This is a genomic window from Streptomyces sp. NPDC000880 (genome assembly GCF_053599675.1).
The window spans coordinates 1-2,330 of sequence record NZ_JBSFMS010000239.1 but is presented as its reverse complement, the minus strand read 5'-3'; the positions used below and the strand labels follow the sequence as shown (position 1 = coordinate 2,330).

Annotated in this window: 1 protein-coding gene and 1 pseudogene; one reads left to right on the top strand and one right to left on the bottom strand. The window is 65.6% G+C overall.

The genetic code is table 11. The annotated features are described in order from the left end of the window. Positions 1-228: 228 nt before the first annotated feature. A complete protein-coding gene (locus ACWDO5_RS35615) occupies positions 229-1,086 on the bottom strand; it encodes a GNAT family N-acetyltransferase (RefSeq protein ID WP_450534666.1) in 858 nt (285 codons plus the stop codon). A 292-nt stretch (positions 1,087-1,378) separates the two neighbouring features. Between ACWDO5_RS35615 and ACWDO5_RS35610 the strand changes: the two are divergent. Next, positions 1,379-2,166: pseudogene (locus ACWDO5_RS35610) on the top strand (site-specific integrase); the annotation flags it as partial. Between the last annotated feature and the right edge of the window lie 164 nt (positions 2,167-2,330).

Genomic DNA, 2,330 nt, shown 5'->3' with positions numbered 1-2,330 from the left:
CAGGCTGCCCTCAGCTTCAACCCCACTGCTGCGACAGCGGGTTGGTGCAGGTCTTACACCTCCACTCGAACCAACAGCGCCTCACGGCGCAAACGGAATCTGAGCCAGAACCCGTGTTTCGACAGCATCCCTCGCGGATGCCTGCTGCCCTTGGCGATCACTGACCATACGCCGCGGCCGCAGCGTCGGCGAGGGCCATGCGGAGTGAGGTCCGGGGCCCGAAGCTCCTCAGTAGAGGATCGATGGCAGGTACGCCCCGGCGGGCTCGTTGTAGAGGCCGATGGTCATCAAGCTCATCAGCTGCACCACCTTGAGGCCGTTCGCGAGCCCCCATTGCAGCAGCAGGCTGTTGCTGGCGGGCACGAGGATGCCGGGACCGCCGAAGGTGGGAGCCGAGGCGATCAGGGCCTGGAGGCCCGTGGTGGTTTCGGCTACCGCGTGCGCGAAGAACGCCAGATCCGTGGCGTAACCGGTGACGTTCCCCCCGTCCTCGACAACACGGACCGAGCCTTGTTTCAGCGCGTCGGCGACCTCGCCGCCACGGTCGACGCCGTGTACCCGACGGCACACTTCGTTACAGGCGGCGAGGTCCGCGTCCGTGGCCTCCCGAACTGTATGCCCAGGCACTGTGCGCAAGATCGCCGGTCCCTGCATGCATGCCAGCGTCTCCCGAAACGCGAACCCCAGGCTTGCGTAGAGCGAAAACGATCTGGTGTGGTACCCGCTTTGCAGCAGCCGGATCCCCGGCACTCTGCGCTCGGCGGACCGTTGCATCACGTCCCGCATCAGCCGGCGGCCCACACCCCGGTTCTGCATACCGGGATCGATGGTGATGGGCCCGACACCGACAACGGGCGAGCGCTCGTCGAGGAAGTTGCTCCCTACGATCCGCCCGTCGAACTCGGCGACGACACTGTAGAACCCCGGGTGGGTCAGGAACGACTCGATCAGTGCGATGCCCATCTCGGGACTGGGTACGTCGGGGGGAAACGCATGCTCACGGGCTAGCCCGGCGAAGGCCTCGAAACAGATCCTGCCGCATTCTGCGGCATCGTCCGCGGTACCCGGGCGCAGTACAAGATCCACGACCGCCAGCCCCTTCCATGCCCCCTGCGTGATCCTCCCCTCCCTTCCATCTTCCTCCCTCTCGGCGACGCTGCTGTGCCTCGATTGGGAGCCACCACTGCAGGCGCTGTCGTTCTCGTGAACATCGACATCGTCCCGAATCGAGTGCCGCCGACCGAGCTGGACATTCGCTGCTCGTTTCTGGTGAACAAAGCGAACTGCGGGTACGGGCAGAGCTTCAGTGCGTCTCCTGGCCAAGCTGTGAGGTCGGTGGAACGGCTTTGGGCTGGAGCTGCTTTGGCGCGAGTGATACAAAGCCCAGATCCTCAGCACGCGCACGTTGCAGGCGGTCCACTCCTGCCTGAATCGCTCGGTCAAGCGGGCCATGGCCCGGGACAAGGTGAAGCGCAATGTCGTCGGGTTGTGCTCCGTGCCCCAAGGGCAGACAGGGCGACCTTCCAAGGCGCTCACCTTCGCCCAGGCCGAGGCGGTTCTCGAGGCGGCCAAGGGGACCTCGATGCACGCGTACATCGTCGTCACGCTGCTGACCGGTGCGCGTACTGAGGAACTGCGGGCGCTCACCTGGGACCCGTGTTCCTGAAGGGCGAGCCAGACGCCGACCCGCCGCGGCTTCCGCATATCGCGCTGTGGCGTTCGGTCCGCCGGGGCGCGGACATGAAGACCCGGAAGTCTCGCCGAACGCTCGCTCTGCCGGCACGGTGCGTGGAGGTTCTCTGGCAGCAGTCCGATAACCAGGGCTGGGACCGGCTCGCCGCTGGCGACGACTGGGAGGAGCAGGGGCTCGTCTTCTCGTCGGCGGTGGGCAAGCTGCTCGATGCCACCAACGTGCGGCGGGCTTTCCGCCAGACGCTCAAGGATGCCGAGGGGATCAACGCCGACGAGTGGACGCCCCGGGAGCTCCGCCACAGCTTCGTGTCCCTGCTCTCCGACCGCGGAGTCCCGCTGGAAGAGATCTCCCGACTCGTCGGCCACTCTGGCACGGCCGTGACCGAGGAGGTCTACCGGAAGCAGATCCGGCCCGTGATCCAGACCGGAGCCGTGGTCATGGACGGCATCTTCAAGCGGGATCCGGAACGCTAGTCACGCAGATAGACACACAGCAACGCCAGAGGGCCCTTACCAATCCGGTAAGGGCCCTCTGATCTGCTACTTAGCCTCGATCCACCGGTCAGCCCGTGTCCCGTGGATAAAGAATCGAAGAGAGGTGCCTGCTGACCTGCGATGATGGGAGTTACCACACCACC